The sequence below is a fragment of the Pseudomonas sp. Root329 genome (assembly GCF_001424925.1).
Lineage (GTDB): Bacteria > Pseudomonadota > Gammaproteobacteria > Pseudomonadales > Pseudomonadaceae > Aquipseudomonas > Aquipseudomonas arabinosi.
Map to the genome: position 1 here is coordinate 1 of NZ_LMCV01000038.1, position 20057 is coordinate 20057.

General features: G+C 60.1%; 19 protein-coding genes. 4 read left to right on the plus strand and 15 right to left on the minus strand.

Annotated features, from left to right (window positions below; all coding sequences use genetic code 11):
• Nucleotides 1–326 precede the first annotated feature (326 nt).
• From ASC74_RS24995 to ASC74_RS25005, 3 genes are all read left to right on the plus strand, one after another.
• Nucleotides 327–671, plus strand: coding sequence for a hypothetical protein (locus ASC74_RS24995; RefSeq protein ID WP_046048158.1), 345 nt, complete (start codon nt 327–329; stop codon nt 669–671).
• Nucleotides 672–946: 275 nt separating this feature from the next.
• Nucleotides 947–1360: a DUF4398 domain-containing protein gene (locus ASC74_RS25000; RefSeq protein WP_056744920.1), complete on the plus strand. Its 414-nt coding sequence runs from the start codon at nt 947–949 to the stop codon at nt 1358–1360.
• Nucleotides 1361–1409: 49 nt separating this feature from the next.
• On the plus strand, nt 1410–2198 hold the full coding sequence (locus ASC74_RS25005; RefSeq protein ID WP_056744922.1) for an OmpA family protein: 789 nt from the start codon (nt 1410–1412) through the stop codon (nt 2196–2198).
• A gap of 73 nt (nt 2199–2271) precedes the next feature.
• On the opposite strand, the gene ASC74_RS25010 is transcribed toward ASC74_RS25005, so the two are convergent.
• From ASC74_RS25010 to ASC74_RS25080, 15 genes are all read right to left on the minus strand, one after another.
• Entirely contained in the window at nt 2272–2601 is a 330-nt protein-coding gene (locus ASC74_RS25010; RefSeq protein WP_046048161.1) for a hypothetical protein, read from the minus strand.
• A complete protein-coding gene (locus ASC74_RS25015) occupies nt 2598–3512 on the minus strand; it encodes an alpha/beta hydrolase (RefSeq protein ID WP_056744924.1) in 915 nt (304 codons plus the stop codon). The genes ASC74_RS25010 and ASC74_RS25015 overlap by 4 nt, the downstream gene beginning before the upstream one ends.
• Nucleotides 3513–3658: 146 nt before the next feature.
• A complete protein-coding gene (locus ASC74_RS25020; RefSeq protein WP_177338882.1) occupies nt 3659–4909 on the minus strand; it encodes a flavohemoglobin expression-modulating QEGLA motif protein in 1251 nt (416 codons plus the stop codon).
• A gap of 64 nt (nt 4910–4973) precedes the next feature.
• Nucleotides 4974–5528: a hypothetical protein gene (locus tag ASC74_RS25025; RefSeq protein ID WP_056744926.1), complete on the minus strand. Its 555-nt coding sequence runs from the start codon at nt 5526–5528 to the stop codon at nt 4974–4976.
• Nucleotides 5529–5654: 126 nt separating this feature from the next.
• A complete protein-coding gene (locus tag ASC74_RS25030) occupies nt 5655–6371 on the minus strand; it encodes a TetR/AcrR family transcriptional regulator (protein ID WP_056744928.1) in 717 nt (238 codons plus the stop codon).
• Nucleotides 6372–6472: 101 nt separating this feature from the next.
• Complete coding sequence (lysS, locus tag ASC74_RS25035) at nt 6473–7975, minus strand: lysine--tRNA ligase (RefSeq protein ID WP_056744930.1); 1503 nt, start codon at nt 7973–7975, stop codon at nt 6473–6475.
• 71 nt (nt 7976–8046) lie between these two features.
• Nucleotides 8047–9142 (minus strand): peptide chain release factor 2 gene (gene prfB, locus ASC74_RS25040; protein ID WP_156400847.1). Its coding sequence is split into 2 segments (ribosomal slippage): nt 8047–9069 and nt 9071–9142, totalling 1095 coding nucleotides; the frame shifts between segments, so codons are not numbered across the junction.
• A 253-nt stretch (nt 9143–9395) separates the two neighbouring features.
• On the minus strand, nt 9396–10397 hold the full coding sequence (locus ASC74_RS25045; protein WP_056744934.1) for a response regulator: 1002 nt from the start codon (nt 10395–10397) through the stop codon (nt 9396–9398).
• Nucleotides 10398–10444: 47 nt separating this feature from the next.
• Nucleotides 10445–11455, minus strand: coding sequence for a chemotaxis response regulator protein-glutamate methylesterase (locus ASC74_RS25050; protein ID WP_056744936.1), 1011 nt, complete (start codon nt 11453–11455; stop codon nt 10445–10447).
• Nucleotides 11452–13737 carry a hybrid sensor histidine kinase/response regulator gene (locus ASC74_RS25055; RefSeq protein WP_056744938.1) on the minus strand — a complete coding sequence of 762 codons (2286 nt, stop codon included), beginning with the start codon at nt 13735–13737 and terminating at the stop codon, nt 11452–11454. The genes ASC74_RS25050 and ASC74_RS25055 overlap by 4 nt, the downstream gene beginning before the upstream one ends.
• A complete protein-coding gene (locus ASC74_RS25060) occupies nt 13734–14417 on the minus strand; it encodes a chemotaxis protein CheW (protein WP_056744940.1) in 684 nt (227 codons plus the stop codon). The genes ASC74_RS25055 and ASC74_RS25060 overlap by 4 nt, the downstream gene beginning before the upstream one ends.
• The gene (locus tag ASC74_RS25065; RefSeq protein WP_056744942.1) at nt 14414–15688 is read right to left on the minus strand and encodes a CheR family methyltransferase; all 1275 of its coding nucleotides are present in this window, start codon (nt 15686–15688) and stop codon (nt 14414–14416) included. Before ASC74_RS25065 ends, ASC74_RS25060 begins: the two co-directional genes overlap by 4 nt.
• Nucleotides 15685–16221 (minus strand): chemotaxis protein CheW, encoded by a 537-nt coding sequence (locus tag ASC74_RS25070; RefSeq protein ID WP_056744944.1) that lies wholly within the window; start codon nt 16219–16221, stop codon nt 15685–15687. Before ASC74_RS25070 ends, ASC74_RS25065 begins: the two co-directional genes overlap by 4 nt.
• The gene (locus ASC74_RS25075) at nt 16221–17843 is read right to left on the minus strand and encodes a methyl-accepting chemotaxis protein (RefSeq protein WP_056744946.1); all 1623 of its coding nucleotides are present in this window, start codon (nt 17841–17843) and stop codon (nt 16221–16223) included. The genes ASC74_RS25070 and ASC74_RS25075 overlap by 1 nt, the downstream gene beginning before the upstream one ends.
• A gap of 287 nt (nt 17844–18130) precedes the next feature.
• The gene (locus ASC74_RS25080) at nt 18131–18865 is read right to left on the minus strand and encodes a tellurite resistance TerB family protein (RefSeq protein WP_056744948.1); all 735 of its coding nucleotides are present in this window, start codon (nt 18863–18865) and stop codon (nt 18131–18133) included.
• 187 nt (nt 18866–19052) lie between these two features.
• Here ASC74_RS25080 and ASC74_RS25085 point away from each other — a divergent pair, with 187 nt between their 5' ends.
• Nucleotides 19053–19967, plus strand: coding sequence for a LysR family transcriptional regulator (locus ASC74_RS25085; protein WP_008151654.1), 915 nt, complete (start codon nt 19053–19055; stop codon nt 19965–19967).
• Nucleotides 19968–20057 lie beyond the last annotated feature (90 nt).

Below are 20057 nucleotides of genomic sequence, written 5' to 3' on the forward strand. Positions count from 1 at the left end.
GGCCGATGGCGGCGGGCCCACGGAGCAGGACCGGAGCGAGGGCATGCCGAGCCTAGGCGAGGCACCGAACGTCAGGGGCAAGAGCCCTTGGTTACTTGGGGCTTTTCCAAGTGACTCGCTGTAAAAGCGAAACCGATAGCCGCCATCACCGCAAAAACGGATATACACCCAATCCCCCCAATACCCCTCCGCGCCATAAGACGACGAAGGGACTTTAAACCTTGGGCGTTAAAGCTAGTCTGAAGAGTAAGCCTTACAACGGCTGCCGCCGGCGATTGCCGGACACTGACACTGCCTGCCACGAGCAGGTGCGCATTGAGGTCACTATGAAAATCCGCGAGCTTGCCCATCACTGGGAAGAAAACGCCAAGGGTCGCCTGACCGACACCGGATACTCGATTCATCTGGATGTAGAGGCCGCCGCACGGCTGGCGGCCATTATCGAGATGTACCCCAAACGGCAGCCCGAAGAACTGCTCGGCGAGCTGATCGGCGCCGCCCTGGAAGAGCTCGAAAAAAGCTTCCCGTACGTGAAGGGCTCGACCGTCGTGGCCACCGACGAAGAAGGTGATCCGCTGTACGAAGACGTCGGTCCGACTCCGCGTTTTCTCGCCTTGTCCCGTCGTCATTTGCACGATTTGTCGGCCGTTGACGACAAACAGAAACACTGATTACCGCACTTCTTTCCCCCTCTCAAAATGCGTATTCCTGGCCGCCTACGGGGTCGGGAATACCGCTGCTTGCGGTAAGAATTCCCGGTTTAGAGCCTTGTCCGCTCGGTCAAAGTTTTTTCAGGCGATAAGCCATATTCTCTGAACTTTCGAAAAACGCCTCGGGTCACACCCATTAACCACGCCTGGGACGGCCGTTTTAAAACACCCCCGGAAATTGAAGGTTGCGGCTCCTTGCCCAGGATGGATGTTTAAGTTTTTCAGGAGTTATTCCAATGGAGTTGAAGACCATGAAGACCCGAACTGCCAAATCCTCGTTCCCCCCTCTGCGTAGCCTGAAACTGGCTGCACTGGCCATCGGCAGCAGCTTCGTTCTGGCCGGTTGTGCCGGCAACCCGCCAAGCGAGCAATTCGCTGTGACGGAATCGGCGGTCAACAGCGCCGTCAGTGCTGGCGGTACCGAATTCGCGGCAGTGGAAATGAAATCCGCCCAGGACAAGCTCAAACAAGCCGAAATCGCCCTGCACGACAAAAAGTATGACGAAGCCAAAGTCCTGGCCGAACAGGCCGAGTGGGACGCTCGCGTGGCTGAGCGCAAAGCCCAGGCGATCAAAGCTGAACAGGCTGTGAAGGACTCTCAGAAAGGTGTTCAAGAACTGCGTCAGGAAAGCCAGCGCACCGTGCAGTAAGCGGCGCGACACGACGTACTTCTTACTCGACTAAAAGGACGAAACCACCATGCGTACACAATTGATGATCCCTGCCCTGCTGGCCGCAAGCGTTGCACTGGCCGCCTGCTCCACGCCGCCGAACGCGAACCTGGAACAGGCCCGCACCAACTACACCGGCCTGCAAACCAACCCGCAAGCCAGCAAAGTCGCGGCGCTGGAAACCAAAGAAGCCAGCGATTACCTGGACAAGGCCGACAAGGCTTATCAAGACAAAGAAGACCAGGCCAAGGTCGACCAACTGGCTTACCTGACCAATCAACGTGTTGAAGTGGCGAAGCAGACCATCGCCCTGCGCAACGCCGAAGCCAATCTGAAAAATGCTTCTGCGCAGCGCGCCCAGGCTCGTCTGGATGCCCGCGACGCACAGATCAAGCAATTGCAGGACAGCCTGAACGCCAAGCAGACCGATCGCGGTACTTTGGTGACGTTCGGTGATGTGTTGTTTGCCACTGACAGGGCTGATCTGAAGTCCAGCGGTCTGGTAAACATCAACAAACTGGCGCAGTTCCTCTCGGAAAACCCTGATCGCAAAGTGATCGTCGAGGGCTACACCGACAGCACGGGCACCGCGAACCACAACCAGTCGCTGTCCGAGCGTCGTGCCGGCTCCGTGCGCACGGCGCTGGTGAAAATGGGCGTTGATCCAGCGCGTATCGTGGCGCAGGGTTACGGCAAGGAATACCCGGTCGCGGAGAACTCCAGCGTGTCGGGCCGTGCGATGAACCGTCGGGTGGAAGTGACCATTTCCAACGACAACCAGCCGGTGATCCCGCGTTCGGCGGTTAGCTCGAACTAAGCTTCGTCTGCTGAAACATAAAAGCCCCGCCTGAATCGATCAGGCGGGGCTTTTGTTTTTAAGATCGGGCGCGCTACGGTTGCAGCTTCTGCGGGGTTTCCTCACCCATGCAGCGCACGGCTTTTTTCTTGTTGTTGACCAATACGCCGCTCAGGCCTTTCTGTTCGGTGTCAAACATCACCAGCACGCCATCGATGCACTGAGCGACTTGCGCGGCCGGCTCCAGGGAGACTTTGTAGTCTTCGCCCGGCACAGTCTTGAGCATGGTGAAGTCGCTGAGCAGCAGCGCATCTTCGGGTTTGGCGAAGTGCAGGTAGCCGTAGAACCACAAGGCCCCGACGGTGCCGAGGATGGTGCAGATACCGGTGATGATCAGCGGGATGGCGTTACGTTCTTCACTCATTGCGGACTCTCTGGTGGTTCATCTTCAGAATTTTTCGGCGCCGGGTAATTCGGGACTTCGCCCAGGCGGCGCAGGCCGTTGAAATGCTGCGGGTCATCGAGAAAACGCAGCATGACTTTGCGCCAGACCGGGTCGGCGAACGTCTGCACATGACCGCCACGGGTCAGTTGCAGCACCCGCGGCGGCGGCGCAGCTTGATACAGACGGATGCCGTTGGAAAGGGGCACGATCGGATCGTCGATGCTGTGGTAGATCAGTTTCGGCACGCCATTGAGCTGCGCCATGGAATGGATCGCGCTGTCGCCGTCCGGCACCAGCCAGGACAGCGGCACCTGAAACAGCCAGGTCATCCAGGATTGGCTCAGGGCAAATTGACCGATACTGCGGTAACTGGCGGGCACGCCGTCGAGGACGAAGGCCTTGAGTTGTTTCTGGCGTTCGGGGTGCTGAACCAGGTAATGCACGGCCATCGAACCGCCGAGGCTTTGCCCCAGGAGGATCAGCGGCTTGCCCTTGACCTCCGGCGCCTGGTCGAGCCATTTGAACGCGGCGTCGATGTCCTGATAAATCTCTGGCAGCGTCGGTTCACCCTCGGACAGACCGTAGCCGCGATAGTCCAGCAGCAGCACTTGATACCCTTCTTTCGGTAACCACCAGCTCCCCCCAAGGTGCATGGGCAGGTTGCCGCCGTTACCGTGCAAATGCAGCACCGTGCCTTTGACTTCGACACCTTGTTTGGCCGGCAACCACCAGCCGTGCAGCTTGAGGCCGTCGGCGGTGGTCAGGGTGATGTCGCGGTATTCAAGATGCGCTTTTTCAGGGGTAAATAACTGGCCTGGCTCGGGGTAGAACAGCAGCGAGCTGCAGCCGTTCAGGGTCAGCAGCAGGCAAAAAATGCCGAGGAATCTCATCCGTTGAAACCTCGCGAATGAAGGTTGAAACACAGAACCTGTGGGAGCGGGCTTGCTCGCGAAAGCGGTGTGTCAGACAACAGAGATATTGAATGTTAGACCGCATTCGCGAGCAAGCCCGCTCCCACATTTTGACCGTGTACTCCTTAGAGGATATTGGAGTAATCCGCTTCGATCCGGTCCAGGCTCAGGTGATTGAGGAAGTTGGAGAAGCACATCCACGCCGACAGCGCGTTCAGGTCGCGGAACTGATCCGGCAAATACTTCGGCGGCACCACCAGCCCTTCATCCACCAACTGGCGCAAGGTGCGCATGTCTTCCAGCGTGGTCTTGCCGCAAAACAGCAGCGGTATCTGCTCAAGCTTGCCTTTACGCACGGCCAACTGAATGTAGTTGTAAACCATGATAAAGCCCTTGAGGTAGGACAAGTCTTTGGTAAATGGCAGACCTGTCGGCACCGAGCCACGGAAAACCCGACTGGCGTTGCCGTAGCTTTCGGCCATTTCAAAGCCTTGCTCGCGGAAGAACTCGAAGATCTGCAGGAAGTCCGCGCCCTCTTCCACCATGTGAATGGCGCGGGTGCGGTTGGTCAATTTGCGCAGGCGGCTCGGGTAAGAGGCGAAAGTGATGATTTCCATCAGGATCGCCAGGCCTTCCTGGGTCACAGTGGACGACGGCGGGCCTTTGGAGAGGAAGGTGCAGATCGGCTGGTTCAGGCCATTGAGCGTGGTCCCCACATGCACCAGCCCTTCGTGGACTTCCAGAGCGCGCACGTCACGGTCGTTGAACATCGCGTCGGCGCGAATCTTGATGTAGTCGGCGCCAGCCGCCGCATCGGCGACGATCCCGTCGGACTCGAATACGCGAATGGTTTCCTCGGCCTCGCCGAATACCTTGTTCAAGCGGGTTTGCAGCAGGTGGACGGCTTCCTTGGCGGTGAGGATTTTCGGTTCGTCCTTCAAGTCGCCACGGCCATCGATATTGTTCAGGTAATCCGAGAGCATCAGGCCCAGGTCGGAAAGGGTCGGATCGCCGGCGTGGAACGCGTCGGAAGCGGCACCGTAAAGCTCCTGTGAAATCAGCCCGAAATCCTCGGTGCCGCGCGCTTCGAGCATGCGCACCACCATCCGGTATTCCTTGCACATGCGGCGCATGATCTGGCCAACCGGGTTGAACTGTCCGAGCTGACGGGTGATGTCGCGTTCGATGTTCTGGAATTCCAGCTTCACCTTGCTGGAGTCGAACGCCAGCGGCCGGTTCAGGTAGTAATCGCGGTCCACCGCCGGCATTTCCTTGCCCTTGGCCTTGAGGAAACCCTTGCGGATGTTGTCGTCCCACTTCACCGCATCGAGGACGCGAATCGGCGTCTGCGCCAGCACAATGCGATCGGACAACATGCGTATCGTCTGCTGGTAATCGTCCACCCGAAACTCCTGTAGAAAAACCGTTTACGTGCTGGGTTTATTTGGCTTTGGCCAGGCGCTGATAGCGCACGGCCTCGACGAACACATCGGAATTGGCCGGATCGTCGAGGTAGGCGAAAACCTGGTCCAGATTGTTGTTGATCAACACGCCGTCACCGTCGTCGGTCTGGAAGCCTTCGCCGCTGAGGACTTTTTGCCTCAGGGCCTGGTTGATCTGCTCGAGGTCGAGGTTATAGACCACCAGCTCATGCTTATCGGTGAGTTCAAAACCCAAGAGAGTGAAATGCCCACCGAACTGCGCCGGCACTTTGGCCGACAGGTACCAGCGACTGCCATGGCGGGTCAGCGTGAACGGATAGGCCTCGCGCTCCTTGGGTTTAGCCTTGAAGTAGCTGACGGCCTGATAGTGATTGTCGCCGAGGCGTGTCAGCTCCAGATTCAGCGGCTCGCCCCAGGCGTTGGTGCTGGTCCATTTGCCGAGCAACCCTTTGGGCGCGGGCTCGCTCGAGGGCAACGGCTCCTTGAAGGTCACCAGACAGCCACTGAGCAGCAGGAACGACAAGGCGATCACAACGACACGCCAGGCTTTCATTCAACACTCCCTTTGAACACACGCGGACCTCATGTGGGAGCGGGCTTGCTCGCGAATGCGGTTGAACATTCAACATTAATGTCGACTGACACACCGTATTCGCGAGCAAGCCCGCTCCCACAAGGGTTACACCGACGCCAATACCAAATGCATGTAGCGGGTCAGGATGCCGAGCATTTCGGCTTCGGCGACAGGCTCGGCGTCGTTGAGCAGGCCCTGATATTCCATCCGTCCGATAATCGCCGTCAACACTTTGGCATCCTGTTGTGGCTCGCGGGAACCCAATACCTCGAAAAAATGGCAGGTGCCTTGCAAAAGAATTTGCTGATGCGAGCGCACCAACTCCGCCAGACGCGGGTTCAACAGGGCCTCCTGACGGAACGCCTGCTCGGCCATCAAGTGTTCGCGACGGTTGTGCAATTGGCGCTGCACATAATCGGCGGTCAGGCGTGCGATATCGTCAGCCAGCAGGGAACGCGACTCGGGGCTGCCATCGCCATAAGCCACCATTTCGCGCAGCAGGCCTTCGTTGCTGGCCCACAACTTGGCCATGAACGCCGCGCTGCGTTCCACGTATTGGGCAAAGGTATCGGTGAGCAGGTCATCGATATCCTTGAAATAGTAAGTGGTGGCCGACAGCGGCACACCGGCCTCGGCGGCCACCGCGCGGTGACGCACGGCCCGCACGCCATCGCGCACGACAATGCGCATCGCCGCATCGAGAATGTCCTGTCGACGCTGTTCACTGCCCTGTCGGCTGGCCTTGCGACCCTGGTACTGAACACTTTCAGCGACCGCAGTGGCGACGTCCGCTGCACCCTCTTGAGCAATTGCACGGTTCACGACAGGTATTCCTCTCTACTTCAAAAGTAACCAATTGATACGTTTGTACCAGACAGGCAATAAAAAGCCGCCTGTTTTAGGCGGCTTTTTTATTGAAACACTTACGCTTGTGGCCGCATGTGCGGGAACAGGATCACGTCGCGGATCGACGGGGAGTTGGTCAGCAGCATCACCAGACGGTCGATGCCGATACCTTCACCGGCCGTTGGCGGCATGCCGTACTCCAGCGCGCGAACGAAGTCGGCGTCGTAGTGCATGGCTTCATCGTCGCCGGCGTCCTTGTCGGCCACCTGCGCCATGAAGCGCTCGGCCTGGTCTTCCGCGTCGTTCAACTCGGAATAGGCGTTGGCGATTTCGCGGCCACCGATGAACAGTTCAAAACGGTCGGTGACGTTCGGGTTGTCGTCGTTACGACGGGCCAGCGGCGACACTTCGAACGGGTATTGAGTGATGAAGTGCGGCTGCTCCAGCTTGTGCTCGACCAGTTCTTCGAAAATCATCACCTGCAGTTTGCCCAGACCTTCGAAGCCCAGCACCTTGGCGCCGGCCTTCTTGGCGATGGCGCGGGCCTTATCGATGTCGGTCAGGTCGTCAGCGGTCAGCTCAGGGTTGTACTTGAGGATCGAGTCGAACACCGACAGACGCACGAACGGTTCACCGAAGTGGAACACTTTGTCGCCGTAAGGCACGTCGGTGCTGCCCAGAACCAGCTGTGCCAGTTCGCGGAACAGTTCTTCGGTCAGGTCCATGTTGTCTTCGTAGTCGGCGTAAGCCTGGTAGAACTCCAACATGGTGAATTCAGGGTTGTGACGAGTCGAAACGCCTTCGTTACGGAAGTTGCGGTTGATCTCGAACACCTTTTCAAAACCACCGACCACCAGACGCTTGAGGTACAGCTCCGGCGCGATGCGCAGGTACATGTCCATGTCCAGGGCGTTGTGGTGTGTTTCGAACGGTTTGGCCGCTGCACCGCCAGGAATGGTTTGCAGCATCGGTGTTTCGACTTCCAGGAAGTCTCGCTTCATCAGGAAGCTGCGGATGTGCGCGATGACTTGCGAACGAACGCGGAAAGTCTGGCGCACATCGTCGTTGACGATCAGGTCAACGTAACGCTGACGATAACGGGATTCGGTGTCGGTCAGGCCGTGGTGCTTGTCCGGCAGCGGGCGCAGGGATTTGGTCAGCAGGCGCACGCTGGTCATTTCGACGTACAGGTCGCCCTTGCCGGAACGCGCCAGGGTGCCTTCGGCGGCGATGATGTCGCCCAGGTCCCAGGTTTTCACCGCGGCCAGGGTTTCTTCGGACAGGGTTTTACGGTTGACGTAAACCTGAATGCGACCGGACATGTCCTGGATCACCATGAACGAGCCACGGTTGAGCATGAGACGACCGGCAACCTTGACCGGGATTGCAGCTTCTGCCAGCTCTTCCTTGGTCTTGTCCGCGTACTGTTTCTGCAAGTCTTCGCAGTAGTTGTCGCGGCGGAAGTCGTTCGGGAAGGCATTGCCCTTGGCGCGCTCGGCAGCCAGCTTTTCCTTGCGCAGGGCGATCAGGGAGTTTTCTTCCTGTTGCAGGGCTTGCGGGTCGAGTTCTAGGTCGCTCATGTCTTTAAAAATTCCATCACAGGTTCGTTGCCCCCACCGATGGCAGGGGACTTAAGGTCATGACTGGCGGTTTACAGGCCTTGCTTCAGGCTGGCCACCAGGTATTCGTCGATATCGCCGTCGAGCACCTTGTCGCAGTCGCTGCGTTCGATGTTAGTGCGCAAATCCTTGATTCGCGACGCATCGAGTACATACGAGCGGATCTGGTGACCCCAGCCGATGTCCGACTTGGTGTCTTCCAGGGCCTGGGAGGCGGCGTTGCGTTTCTGCACTTCCTGCTCGTACAAGCGCGCCCGCAACATTTTCATCGCGGTGTCTTTGTTCGCGTGCTGGGAGCGTTCGTTCTGGCAGCTGACCACGGTGTTGCTCGGTACGTGCGTAATACGCACGGCCGAGTCGGTGGTGTTTACGTGCTGACCACCGGCACCGGAGGAGCGGTAGGTGTCGATGCGCAGGTCCGACGGGTTGATGTCGATTTCGATGTTGTCATCGATTTCCGGCGACACGAACACGGCCGAGAACGAGGTGTGGCGACGGTTACCGGAGTCGTACGGGCTCTTGCGCACCAGACGGTGCACGCCGATTTCGGTACGCAACCAGCCAAAGGCGTATTCACCCTTGATGTGGAGGGTGGCGCCCTTGATACCGGCGACTTCACCGGCCGACAGTTCCATGATGGTCGCGTCGAAACCGCGTTTGTCGGCCCAGCGCAGGTACATGCGCAGCAGGATGTTGGCCCAGTCCTGAGCCTCGGTACCGCCGGAGCCGGCCTGGATGTCCAGGTAGGCGTTATTGGCGTCCATTTCACCGCTGAACATGCGACGGAATTCGAGTTTTTCCAGGGACTCGCGCAGACGCTCAACTTCGGCAGCGACGTCATCGACGGCGGCCTGGTCTTCTTCTTCGGCGGACATCAGCAGCAGGTCTTTGGCGTCGGCCAGGCCTGTGTGCATTTCGTCGAGGGTTTCGACGATCTGAGCCAGCAGGGACCGCTCGCGGCCCAGCTCCTGAGCGTACGTCGGGTTGTTCCAGACAGACGGATCTTCAAGCTCGCGATTGACTTCAGTCAGACGCTCATGCTTTTGATCGTAGTCAAAGATACCCCCGAATAGTTTCGGAGCGCTCGGACAGGTCCTTGATACTGTTAAGGATCGGGTTGATTTCCATGGCGGGCAGCACTCGTTGGCGAACTTTTGAAAGCCGGCGAGTATAACGTAATCAGGCTGTCACGGCAGCCCGCCTGGCGGCTTTAGCGGTGAATGGTTTTGGCTAAACGGCGAACACTTGTAGCAGCGGTCGAGCCCGCGTTCCGAACTGTAGGAGCTGCCGAAGGCTGCGATCTTTTGATTTTCGCCTTTTAAAGCAACATCAAAAGATCGCAGCCTTCGGCAGCTCCTACAGGGCATCGTGTTTCAGCGAGTTACTCGATCCCCACCTGATTACGCCCATTGTTCTTGGCCAGATACAGGCCCTTGTCCGCCGCCGAGATCAATTGGCGGCAATCGCCGCCCGGTTGCGGGGTCATGGTCGACAGGCCGATGCTGATGGTCAGGCTCGAACCTTCGACCGGGAAAACATGCGGAATCTTTAGCGAAGCCACGGTCTGGCGAAGTTTTTCCGCGACCAGTCGCGCGCCGCCCGGCGAAGTATTGGGCAGCACCAGGGCGAATTCTTCGCCACCGTAACGGGCCGGCAGGTCCGAAGGTCGGGCGCTGGCATCACGAATTGCCGTGGCTACTTTGCGCAGGGCTTCATCGCCTTCAAGGTGGCCGAAGCTGTCGTTGTAGGACTTGAAGTAGTCGACATCGATCATCAGCAGCGACAGTTGACTCTGGTCACGTAGCGAACGGCGCCACTCAAGTTCCAGGTATTCGTCGAAATGCCGGCGGTTCGACAGCCCGGTCAGGCCGTCGGAGTTCATCAAGCGTTGCAGCACCAGGTTGGTGTCGAGCAACTGCTGCTGACTGACCCGTAGCGCGCGGTAAGCGGCGTCACGCTGCAGCAACGTCATGTAGGAGCGCGAGTGATAGCGGATGCGCGCCACCAGTTCGATGTTGTCCGGCAACTTGACCAGGTAATCATTGGCCCCGGCCGCAAACGCCGCGCTCTTGATCAGCGGGTCTTCCTTGGTCGACAGGACAATGATCGGGATGTCCTTGGTCGCCGGATGGTTGCGGTATTCGCGCACCAGGCTCAAGCCGTCAAGACCGGGCATCACCAGATCCTGGAGGATCACCGTCGGTTTGATGCGGATCGCCTGGGCGATGGCCTGGTGCGGGTCGGCGCAGAAGTGGAAGTCGATGTTATCTTCGTTCGACAACCCGCGGCGCACCGCCTCGCCGATCATTGCCTGATCGTCCACCAACAACACCATGGCGGCGTTTTCGTCGGTTTTGAAGTCGTCGAGCTGTAAATCAGTCATGGGCAGTCACCTGAGTACTACTTGGGCCAGATTGCTGTGAAATGTCTTCATTTGGGGAAAATCTCCAGCAATCGTGGCGCTATCTTTTCCAGTGGGCGAATCTCCACAGCGGCGTCGATGGCCGCTGCCGCCTTCGGCATTCCGTACACCGCGCTGCTGTGCTGATCCTGAGCGATGGTCAGGTAGCCCTGTTGGCGCATGAGTTTAAGCCCCTGTGCGCCATCGCGTCCCATGCCGGTGAGCAAAACACCCACGGCATCGCCGTTCCAGTAATTGGCCACGCTCTCGAAGAACACATCGATCGAGGGCCGGTAGATCTCGTTGACCGGTTCGGCGGTGTAGGCCAGCGTGCCGTTTTTCAACAAGCGAATATGGTGATTGGTGCCCGCCAGCAACACCGAGCCGGCCTGCGGAGGCTCGCCTTCCTGGGCCAGACGCACGTTCAGGCCACTGGCGCTGCTGAGCCATTCGGCCATGCCGGCAGCGAACACCTGGTCAACATGCTGCACCAGCACGATGGCGGCCGAAAAATCTAGCGGCAGCCCCTTGAGCAATACTTCCAGCGCTGCCGGCCCACCGGCGGATGAACCAATGGCGACCAGGCGCTGGCGCGAAGCCGAACTACGCAGCGGACTCGGGGCGGCTCGCTCCCGATTGCCCCGGTCACCGATCAGCCAACCGATGTTCATGATCTTGCGCAGTAACGGCGCCGCAGCCTCTTGGGCATTGCCGGCACCGATGGCCGGCGTATCGACCACATCCAGCGCTCCGTGGCCCATGGCCTCAAACACCCGGTGCACGTTCTGCTCGCGGTCGACCGTAACGATGACAATCGCGCACGGCGTCTCGGCCATGATCCGCCGGGTCGCCTCCACGCCATCCATCACGGGCATGATCAGGTCCATCAGGATCAGATCCGGCGTGTTTTCAGCGCAACGCTGCACCGCCTCGGCCCCATTACTGGCGACCCAGACCACCTCGTGCGCCGGATCGAATGCCAAGGTGCGGCGCAGGGCCTCCACCGCCATGGGCATGTCGTTGACGATCGCTATTCTCATGCACGTGCTCCTCCAATGAGCTCAACCACCGCGTCAAGCAGGGCGTCGTCATGAAAACTGGCTTTGGCTAGATAATAGTCGGCTCCAGCGTCCAGTCCACGGCGACGGTCCTCTTCACGATCCTTGTAAGACACTACCATCACCGGAAGGGATTGCAGGCGATTGTCCCGGCGCAATAAAGACACCAGTTCGATGCCATCCATGCGCGGCATATCAATGTCGGTGATCAACAGATCGAAATCCTCCGAACGCAAGGCGTTCCAGCCATCCATCCCGTCCACCGCCACCGCCACGTCGTAGCCGCGATTGAGTAACAACTTGCGTTGCAGCTCACGCACGGTCAGCGAATCGTCGACCACCAGAATCCGTTTTCGAGCGGCTTCAACCACTTGGCTGCCTTGACGGGCAATGCGCTCAAGACGCCCGGTATTGAGCAGTTTGTCCACCGAACGCAGCATGTCTTCGACGTCGACGATCAACACTACCGAACCATCGTCGAGCAAGGCCCCGGCGGAAATGTCCTGCACCTTGCCCAGACGCTCGTCCAGCGGCAAAACGACCAACGTCCGCTCGCCGATAAAACGCTCCACCGCCACGCCGTAAATCGCTTCACGCTCGCGAATCACCACGACCTTGAGGGTTTGCTGACTGTTCTGGCTCGCCGGACGCTGCAACAGCTGACTGGCCGCGACCAGCCCGACATGCCGGCCTTCGTGCCAGAAATGCTGACGGCCTTCGACCTGGACAATGTCCGCCGGCTCCAGATCGCACATCCGTTCGATGTGGGCCAGCGGGAAGGCATACGCCTCGTCACCGACTTCCACCACCAGACTGCGCACCACCGACAGGGTCAGTGGCACTTCGAGATGGAAACGACTGCCCTCGCCCGCCACCTGCTCCAGCACGACCGCGCCGCGCACCTGGCGGACCATGTGCTGGACCGCATCCAGTCCGACGCCGCGTCCGGAGACTTCGGTGACCGTGTCGCGCAGGCTGAAACCCGGTAGAAACAGAAAGGTCAGCAGCTCTTCTTCAGTCAACTGCGCGGCGGTTTCGGCCGGGGACAATTGGCGTTCGATGATGCTGCGGCGGACCTTTTCCAGATCGACGCCATTGCCGTCATCGCTCAGCTCCAGCACCAGCAGACCGGCCTGATGAGAGGCGCGCAAACGGATCAGGCCTTCAGCGGGTTTGCCCGCCAATAGCCGTTGCTCCGGGGATTCGATGCCGTGATCCACGGCATTGCGCAGCAGGTGAGTCAGCGGCGCTTCAAGTTTCTCCAACACGTCGCGGTCGACCTGGGTTTTCTCGCCCTCGATCTCCAGTCGTACCTGTTTGCCGAGGTCGCGACCGAGGTCGCGGACCATGCGCACCTGCCCGCTCAACACATCGGCAAACGGCCGCATGCGGCAGGCCAGCGCGGTGTCGTACAACACTTGCGCCCGCTGACTGGCCTGCCAGGCGAACTCATCCAGTTCGGCGTTCTTTTCCACCAGCAATTGCTGAGACTCAGCCAGTAGCCGACGAGCGTCATCGAGGGCTTCCTGTGCTTCCAGGCTCAAGGCATGTTCCTTGAGGTGGACGTTGAGGTTTTCCAGTGCCCGCAGGCCTTTGTTCTGCATACGCTTGAGGCGTTGCATGGTGGCCAGGTGCGGTTTGAGCCGCAGGGTTTCCACCAGGGATTTGCTCGACAGATCTAGCAGGCTGTTCAGGCGTTCGGCCGTGACCCGCAACACCCGCTCGCCGTTTTCGGTGGTGCGTTTAGTCTTGGGCGCTGGCTCGGCGGGCGCTGCCGGGGGGGCTTCGGTGGCGGCCGGCATGGGCGGCTCAACTGTGGGCGTCGGCGGTTCCAGCTGAAGTTCTGCCATCGGCGGCGCGATGGGGGTAGCCGCCATGTGATCAAGCAGCCGTCCCATCAAGACGACGTAAGCGTCGATATCCGCAGGCGCCGGAGCGTTGCCCGGCGTCGCAATTCGCATCAGCAGATCAGTGCCTTGCAACAGTGCATCAATGTATTCGGGCCGCAGGTACAGGCGCCCTTCCTGGGCGCTGACCAGGTAATCTTCCATCACATGGGCGACGCTGACCCCGGCATCGACCCCGACAATCCGCGCCGCGCCCTTGAGCGAGTGGGCCGCGCGCATGCACGACTCGAGGTAATCGGCCTGGGTCGGATCGCGCTCGAGCGCCAGCAGGCCGGCGCTTAGCACCAAGGTCTGGGCCTCGGCTTCCAGACTGAACAGTTCCAGCAAAGAGGCGTCGCGCATTTGCTCGGGGGTCATGTAAGGCTCCGGGTCACGGCGGACAGCAGCTGTTCTTCATCCAGCCAACGCAGGCTGCGACCTTTGAATTGCAACACGCCACGGGTGTATTTGGCACTGGCCTGCGTGCCAGAGCGGGACGCCGCCTCGAGGATGCGTTCGTCGATGGCGTGAATCCCGTCCACTTCATCCACCGGTACCACCACCGGCCCGCCGTGGGCGGCGATGATCAGCATGCGCGGCATGACCCGCGCGCCGGACGCCACGCTGCTGGCACCGTCGAGCCCGAGCAATTCCACCAGCGACAGGCACGCCACCAACGCGCCGCGCACATTCGCCACGCCGAGCAAGGCCCGGGAGCGTTGGTGCGGCAGGGAATGAATCGCTTGCAGCGGCGCGACTTCCACCAGACTGCGAGTGGCCAGGCCCAGCCATTCTTCGCCGAGACGGAACATCAACAGCGAACGGGTTTTCACCTCGCTCTCGACCGCCGTAGAGACTTGCCCGCGGTCCTCCTGCTGCAACGCATAGCGATCGAGCAAGCGCGTCGCAGCGGCCGAATACACCGCGCAATTGCGGCAGTGAATGTGATCGCTCAGCAGCGGGCAGGACTTGTCGCCGTGGATACCGATGCGGTTCCAGCAGTCGTCGATGGACTGGGCATCTTCATGGGTGAGGCTAAAGGTGTCGGCGGCGTTCATCGGTTACGCTCACTGTCAGTGGCGCGCTCACTGCGGGCGGCGCGGTCCTGCAATCGTCTGGCGCCTGCCGTGTCACCCAAGGATTGCAGCAACGCCGCCAGGTGCATCAACGCGTCGGGATGTTGCGGGTCGAGGTACAGCGCCTTGCGATAAAAACCCTGAGCCTCAAGGACTCTGCCGGCGACATCGCTGAGCAAGCCCAGCCAGTAAAAGACCTGGGCCACTGGCTCGTGACTGCGCAAATAGCTATCGCACGCGGCGCGGGCCTCGGCACTTTTGCCTTCGTTGGCCAGCGCGGCGATGTTCGCCAGCAGTGTGGCCGTTTCCGGGTTGGCGACTTTCGTCACGACAGGCAGCGGCGCCACCGTTGCGAAGGGCCGGCTGCGAACGGGCGGCGGCGCCACGCTGCGCACCGGTTGGTGCACGGGCAGAGGCGTTGGCACGAACGTCGGGGAGGGTTCTGGCTCTGGTGCGCTTTGACGACTGAACGCAAAGGACTGCGGGATACCGATCGAACGCATGCCGAAACGGCCGAGCAAACTGCCCTCGGCCGGGCCGATAAACAGCACGCCATCCACATGGGTCAGACGCTTGAGCACTTCGAACACTTGCTGCTGGGTCGGCTGATCGAAATAGATCAGCAGGTTGCGGCAAAACACAAAGTCATAAGGCGGCTCGTTGGCCAGCAACGTCGGATCCAGCAGATTGCCGACCTGCAAACGCACTTGTTCGAGTACTCGCCCGCTGAGGCGAAAGCCCTCCTCGCCTTCAGCGGTGAAATGCCGGTCGCGAAAGGCGATGTCCTGACCCCGGAACGAATTCTTGCCGTACAGCGCGCGCCGGGCCTTTTCCACCGACAACGGGCTGACGTCCATGCCTTCGACCTTGAACTGGTGCGGCTGTAGCCCGGCATCGAGCAACGCCATGGCGATGGAATACGGTTCTTCACCGGTGGAACACGGCAGGCTGAGAATCCGCAGCGCGCGCATATTGTTGATGTCGCTCAGGCGTTTGGCGGCCAGTTTCGCCAACGTGGCGAAGGATTCCGGGTAACGGAAAAACCAGGTCTCGGGGACAATCACCGCTTCGATCAGCGCCTGCTGCTCGTCCTGCGAACCCTGCAAGGTGTGCCAGTACTCATCAGCCGTCAGCGCTTTGGACGCCGTGCTGCGCTGGCGCACCGCACGTTCGATGATCGCCGGGCCTACCGACGTCACGTCGAGACCGATGCGCTCTTTGAGGAAATCGAAAAACCGCTGATCGCTGCTCATGGCCGCTCCTCAAACAGCGCCAGGTCCAACGGCTGCGACGGAAACAGCAGCGCGCGAACCTGATCGTCGAGTAAGTCGGCGACCCGCACCCATTGCAGCAAACCCTGGGCATCTTCACGCACCGGCCCGAGGTACGGCGCCTGGCGATTATCGAGGCCATAGGGCTGAAAATCCGCCGGGTTGCAGCGCAAGGTATCGGTGGCCTGTTCCAGAATCAGCCCGAGCAATTGCGCCTCAGCGGTTTCATCCGGACGGTAATAGACCAGCACCAAGCGCGTGCTGGTGCGGGCCTGGGCCGGTTGGCCGAAGGTCAGCGCACTGAGGTCGATCACCGGCACCACCGCGCCGCGGTAGGCGAACACCCCGGCCACCCATTCCGGCGCGCGGGGAATCGGCTTCAATGGCAGACGCGGCAGCACTTCCGCCACCTCGATGGCCTGCAAGGCATAGCGCTCGCTGCCGATGCGGAACACCAGAAACAATGATTGCAGCGCCGGCTTCACGGCGGTGCGTTTGGCCGTGGGTTCGCTCATCAGACTTTGAATCGCGAAACGCCACTGCGCAGCCCTACGGCCACCTGGCTCAGTTCGTCGATGGCGAAACTGGCCTGGCGCAAGGACTCGACGGTCTGGCTGCTGGCATCGCCCAACTGCACCAGCGCGTGGTTGATCTGCTCCGCGCCCGTGGCTTGGGCCTGCATGCCTTCGTTGACCATCAACACCCGCGGCGCCAACGCCTGAACCTGATGGATGATCTGCGACAGCTGCTCGCCGATTTGCTGCACTTCGGACATCCCACGGCGCACTTCTTCAGAGAACTTGTCCATGCCCATGACCCCGGCCGACACTGCCGACTGGATCTCGCGCACCATCTGCTCGATGTCGTACGTGGCGACGGCGGTCTGGTCCGCCAGACGCCGCACTTCGGTGGCGACCACGGCAAACCCGCGGCCGTATTCACCGGCCTTTTCGGCCTCAATCGCCGCGTTGAGCGACAGCAGATTGGTCTGGTCGGCGACCTTGACGATGGTCACCACCACCTGGTTGATGTTGCCGGCCTTCTCATTGAGGATCGCCAGTTTGGCGTTGACCAGATCGGCCGCGCCCATCACCGAGTGCATGGTCTCTTCCATCCGCGCCAGGCCTTGCTGCCCGGAGCCAGCGAGCACCGAGGCCTGATCGGCGGCGGTGGAGACTTCGATCATCGTGCGCACCAGATCCCGCGAAGTGGCCGCAATCTCACGGGACGTCGCGCCGATTTCGGTGGTGGTGGCGGCGGTTTCGGTAGCGGTCGCTTGCTGTTGCTTGGAGGTGGCAGCGATCTCGGTCACCGAGGTGGTGACCTGCACCGAGGAACGCTGGGCCTGGGACACCAGGGACGTCAGCTCGGTCATCATGTCGTTGAAGCCGGTTTCCACGGCGCCGAATTCGTCCTTGCGCGCCAGGTTCAGGCGGTTGCTGAGATCCCCGGTGCGCATGATTTCGAGAATTTCGACGATCCGGTTCATCGGCGCCATGATGGCGCGCATCAGCAGCAGACCGCAGAGGCCGGCGGCCAGTACCGCGATCAACAGGGAGATGCCCATGATGACTTTCGCGGTGTCCACAGCGTCATCGATGTTCGCGATTTCCTGGTCGGCCACCGCTTTGTTTTCGCGAATGATGTCATTGAGCTTCACGCGACCTGCGGTCCAGGCCGGGGTCAGTTGCTCGTTGAACATCTTGATGGCTTCAGTTTCCTGATTGCGCTTATGCAAATCGACTACGGTCGCCAGGACTTTGTTGTAATCGCCATGGAGTTTTTCAAAAACGGCGTACTCGACCTTGTCTTCATCCGTGGTGACCGTGCCTTGGTAGTTACTCATCTGCTCTTGCAGACGCACCTCGAAGTTTTTGAAGTTTTCGGCCTCTTCAGTGCTGAAGCCCTGCCCCTCCTTAAAGCCCAGCATTTCCTGGGTCCGCAGGTAAGTATCGACCCAGGCACTGCGAATCATCGAGCTGTAATACAGCCCGGGAAGCGCGTCTTCACGAACGCTGGCTTCGCTGGTTTCGATCTTCAACAGCCGGGAATACGAGACGACGACCATCAGCAACATGATGGCGATAATTACCGCAAAGCTCGCCAAGATGCGTTGGCGCAACGTCCAGTTCTTCACAGTCAGTCCTCGAGGGGCGGTTGAAATGTTGCGGAGTATAGCTGAGGGCTGTGTTTCATTTATAAGACTGTTGCCTGGGGTGAATCGGAGGAAACGGGTCGTGAAATGACAATAAAATCTGTGGTGCTGCTGAAAATGCCATCGCGAGCAGGCTCGCTCCCACACACGATCTATGTGGGAGCGAGCCTGCTCGCGAAGAACGATGACGCGAATTAACTGACTGCACACCTACTCCGGTGGATCGAGGTTACCCAGAACCCTCTCGGAACGCGTTTTTTAAACAACGCTTAGATAGAAGCCTGACGCACCTGCTTCTCCAGCTCAGCCTTCAACCCCGGCTCAAGCTTCAACTGACGTGCAAGTTCATCGAGGTAGGACTTCTCCATGAAGCTCTCCTCATCCACCAGCATCACGCTGGCGATGTACATCTCGGCGGCCATTTCCGGCGTGCTGGCAGCGCGGGCGACGTCGGCCGGGTCCAGCGGTTTGTTGAGTTCGGCGTGCAGCCAGTGCTGCAATTCCTGATCGTTATCGAGCTTGGTGAACTCGCCTTCGATCAGCGCACGTTCACGCTCATCGACATGCCCATCAGCTTTAGCGGCGGCCACTAGCGCTTTGAGAATCGCCTGGCTGTGCAGTTCGACTTGCTCTGCTGGCAAACGATCAAGCGTTTGCGGTTCACTTCTTGTATTAGAAAGCGGCGCGGTGCCCTGCTGGGCCTGCCAGTTGCCATACGCCTTGTAGGCAATCACGCCCAACGCAGCCAGGCCGCCATAAGTCAGGACCTTGCCGCCGACACTACGCCCTTTCTTGCTGCCCAGCAGCAAACCCATGGCACCGGCCGCCAACGCCCCGCCGCCTGCGCCCGAAAGCAAACTGCCGAGGCCGCCCGAACCACCGCTGCCGCCGAGCAATCCGCCCAAGCCACCGCCAGAGGCCTTGTTTTGTGAGCCGCCGGCCTTGTTCTGCAACATGTCCTGACCGGACTTGAGTAGCTGATCGAGCAATCCACGCGTGTTCATTTGCCGCCTCCAAAAAAGGGGTTAACCGGATCAATAAGGTCACCAGCCTAGATCGAAAGTGCCCGGCATTCGGGGGCGAGAGTGCTTCGAGATGTTGCGCAGCGCCGTTCAGCCGACCACGGCCCTTCAGAAAAATGGATATACACTCAAGCAAATCTATAAAAACCGCCCACCGGGTACTTTCTCCATGATGACCTTGCGTCAGATCCGTCACTTCATCGCCGTGGCCGAGACCGGCTCGATCTCCGCCGCGGCACAAACCGCGTTCATTTCTCAGTCCACCTTGACCCTGGCCATCCAGCAACTGGAGCAGGAAATCGGCGTCGGCCTGTTCAACCGTCACGCCAAGGGCATGACGCTGACCCACCAGGGCCACCAATTTCTACGTCAGGCGCACCTGATTCTGGCGACGGTGGACAACGCCAAACGCAGCCTGCAACAGAGCACCGATCAGGTCGCCGGGCAGTTGATCATCGGCGTGACCAGCCTGGTGGCCGGTTACTACCTTGCGGATCTACTCACCCGTTTCCAGCGCGCCTACCCCAACGTCGAGATCCGGGTGATGGAGGATGAGCGACCGTACATCGAGCATTTGCTGGTCAGCGGTGAGATCGATGTCGGCGTGTTGATCCTCTCCAACCTAGAAGACCGTCACGCCTTGCAGACCGAAGTGCTGACCCACTCGCCGCACCGGTTATGGCTGCCGGCCCAGCATCCACTGCTGGAACACGACAGCATCAACCTCGCCGACGTGGCCCGTGAGCCGTTGATTCAGCTGAACGTCGATGAAATGGACCGCAACGCCCAGCGCATGTGGACAGCGGCCTCCCTACAACCGCGCATCACCTTAAGAACGGCCTCGACCGAAGCGGTGCGAAGCCTGGTGGCCGCGGGTTTGGGCGTGTCGATCCAGCCCGACATGACCTATCGCCCATGGTCACTGGAGGGCGACATCATCGAGGCGCGCCCGATAGCGGACTTGAGCCAGACGCTGGACGTTGGCCTGGCCTGGCGTCGCGGCACCGCGCGCCCAGCGTTGGTGGACCCGTTCCTGACCGTCGCCCGAGAGCAACCCCACGGCGGACGCAAGCCATCTATTTAATCGAACGCCACCTTCAGTATTTAGTATTTGTCGACCTCGGGTGCGGCGCCTAGTCTTGGTACATCTATAAGACGGTCGCGCCCCAGTCAC